Origin of the sequence: Flavobacterium sp. PLA-1-15 (assembly GCF_049060005.1) — a bacterium.
In the GTDB taxonomy this organism is placed as follows: Bacteria; Bacteroidota; Bacteroidia; order Flavobacteriales; family Flavobacteriaceae; genus Flavobacterium.
The window spans coordinates 1-2,209 of record NZ_JBMGQS010000056.1 but is presented as its reverse complement, the minus strand read 5'-3'; the positions used below and the strand labels follow the sequence as shown (position 1 = coordinate 2,209).

Below are 2,209 nucleotides of genomic sequence, written 5' to 3'. Positions count from 1 at the left end.
TTGTGACCCGACTGGGGCTCGAACCCAGGACCCCATCATTAAAAGTGATGTGCTCTACCGACTGAGCTATCGAGTCATTTTCTTTTCTTGAATGCGGGTGCAAATATAAGGCGTTATTATTTATTTTTCAAAGCAATTTTCCTTTAAATTTGTCTTTTTTTAATAATTCTTCTTAACGCCTTAATTTATAAGGTTTTATTTAAATGAAAAAAATAGTAATATTGGGTTATATGGGTTCGGGCAAGACTACAATTGCAAAATTATTGTCCGAAAAAATAAAAATGAAGGTTTTGGACTTGGATGAAATCATCGAAGGACGAGTGAATTTGTCTGTGAAAGCTATTTTTGAAACCAAGGGAGAAATTTATTTCAGAAAAATAGAGCATCAGATTTTTTCAGAATTAATGGCTAACGATGAAAACATAATTTTGAGTCTAGGCGGAGGAACGCCATGCTATGCAGGAAATCATTTATTGTTGAATGGGGAAGGAGTAACATCTATTTATCTAAAAGCATCGATAGAAACGCTTTACGAACGTTTGTCAAGAGCAAAAACTGAAAGGCCTTTACTCTCGGAAATGGAAAAAGAAGAAATGAAAGAATTTATAGCCAAACATCTTTTCGATAGAAGCTATTATTACAATCAAGCATCTTTTAAAGTAGCTGTCGATGGAAAAAATCTAGAAACAATTGTAAGGGAAATTGAAAATATTTTAGCTTAAATAGGCAACGCTTTTATTGTCTTCAAAAGTTACCTGAACATGTTCTAGCAATGAAGTTGAAAGCGAAATGCCTTTAAAATCTGCTTTTACAGGATATTTTTTGTGATTTCGGTCTACTAAAACAGCAGTCTTGAATTTTGTCAGCGGAACATCTAAAAAGTGTCTTACGCCATACACCAATGTGGTTCCTGAATTTAAAACATCATCAACTAACACCAATCCCTTGTTTTGATATTCTTCTTTTGTTAGAGAAGTTGTTATTGGTGAAGTTGGATTTTGCTTGTCGATGAAAACTTCACAAAGCGAAACTTTCAAAGTGGATATCTTTTCTAAAGCGGTTGCAATCTTTTCGGCAAAAACAAATCCGTTTTTGGCGATTCCAGCAATTACGATGACTTCTTCATCAACGAAAGTTTCATAAATCTGATAGGCGATTCGGGTAATCTTGTGCTCAATTTCTTGATTGTTCAGTATGATGTTTTGGCTCATGGTGCTGTTTTTTGAAAGCGATGTAAATTTAGTTCTTTAATTGTTTTTAATCAATATCATCGTCAGAAAAATCAGTACTATAATCATCCAAGTCGCGACGGTCTTTCTTGGTTGGTCTTCCGTCTCCGGTTTTTCTGTAATGCTCTTTTGATAATTTCAATAATTCCAAATGTGCAAAAACTTCCGGTGGTGTTTCGTCTTTTCTGTAAATATCGACCAATTTAGCGCCAACACGATTTTGCGGAATGTCTAAAACGGTTATGATTTGTGTAATCTGATCTTTACGAAATGTAATTTTATCGGTAGGGAAAACTTCCTTCGAAGGCTTCGCGATTTGCCCGTTTACAGTAACGTGATTCTTCTTGCAAGCCTCTGTCACCATGTTTCTTGTCTTGTAATATCGCACACACCATAAATATTTGTCGATTCTCATAATCTTTATCTAAAAACGTCGTTAATTGTTATTCAAAAATAAATCAATATTGTATCTTGCACCACTAAAATTCCAACTAATAATGAACAAATTTAGGTTATATTTTATTTTACTTCTTACAAGTGTTGTTTTATTTTCTTGTAATAAAGATGATAATAATTCAACAACGATTCCTCCTAGAGATTTTGCAGAACAATATGTTGTAGATATTGACTCCATTGAAGGATATTTAAAAACACACCATCTGGTTAAAGTAGAAAATAATGGATTGACAGATGTTGTGATTAATTTGATTCCAGAAGGTAATCCAGAAGGCCTCATTTCGATTTGGGATAATACCGAGTTTCCTTTGCAATCCAAGATGGTAAAGAATGATACAAGAACATCAAATATGGTTGATGGTAAGTCATTGGATCCTGTGGAGTACAAGATGTATTATTTAATGCTTAGTGAAGGCGTGCATGAAAGAGCGACGACTGTAGATTCAACTTTTGTAACATATAGAGGCTGGACACTTGATAACTCACAATTTGATATAAGAAACTCGCCGACATGGTTTACCTTT

The 2,209-nt window shown here is 34.0% G+C and carries 3 protein-coding genes, 1 tRNA gene and 1 pseudogene; 2 read left to right on the top strand and 3 right to left on the bottom strand.

Annotated elements, in window-relative coordinates:
* Positions 1 to 3: 3 nt before the first annotated feature.
* Positions 4 to 76: transfer RNA gene (locus ACI6PS_RS16165), tRNA-Lys, on the bottom strand.
* Positions 77 to 203: 127 nt separating this feature from the next.
* Here ACI6PS_RS16165 and ACI6PS_RS16160 point away from each other — a divergent pair.
* The gene (locus tag ACI6PS_RS16160; RefSeq protein WP_421013606.1) at positions 204 to 722 is read left to right on the top strand and encodes a shikimate kinase; all 519 of its coding nucleotides are present in this window, start codon (positions 204 to 206) and stop codon (positions 720 to 722) included.
* Here the strand turns inward: ACI6PS_RS16160 and ACI6PS_RS16155 are convergent.
* Positions 714 to 1,211: a phosphoribosyltransferase domain-containing protein gene (locus ACI6PS_RS16155; protein WP_421013605.1), complete on the bottom strand. Its 498-nt coding sequence runs from the start codon at positions 1,209 to 1,211 to the stop codon at positions 714 to 716. The genes ACI6PS_RS16160 and ACI6PS_RS16155 overlap by 9 nt on opposite strands.
* A 46-nt stretch (positions 1,212 to 1,257) precedes the next feature.
* Positions 1,258 to 1,644 carry an RNA-binding S4 domain-containing protein gene (locus tag ACI6PS_RS16150; protein WP_421013604.1) on the bottom strand — a complete coding sequence of 129 codons (387 nt, stop codon included), beginning with the start codon at positions 1,642 to 1,644 and terminating at the stop codon, positions 1,258 to 1,260.
* Positions 1,645 to 1,726: 82 nt separating this feature from the next.
* Between ACI6PS_RS16150 and ACI6PS_RS16145 the strand changes: the two are divergent.
* A pseudogene (locus ACI6PS_RS16145) lies at positions 1,727 to 2,209 on the top strand (hypothetical protein); the annotation flags it as partial.

Excerpts from the sequence above, each read along its gene's own strand:
- ACI6PS_RS16155 (WP_421013605.1), bottom strand. The coding sequence starts at position 1,211 with ATGAGCCAAAACATCATACTGAACAATCAAGAAATTGAGCACAAGATT.
- ACI6PS_RS16160 (WP_421013606.1), top strand. The coding sequence starts at position 204 with ATGAAAAAAATAGTAATATTGGGTTATATGGGTTCGGGCAAGACTACA.
- ACI6PS_RS16150 (WP_421013604.1), bottom strand. The coding sequence starts at position 1,644 with ATGAGAATCGACAAATATTTATGGTGTGTGCGATATTACAAGACAAGA.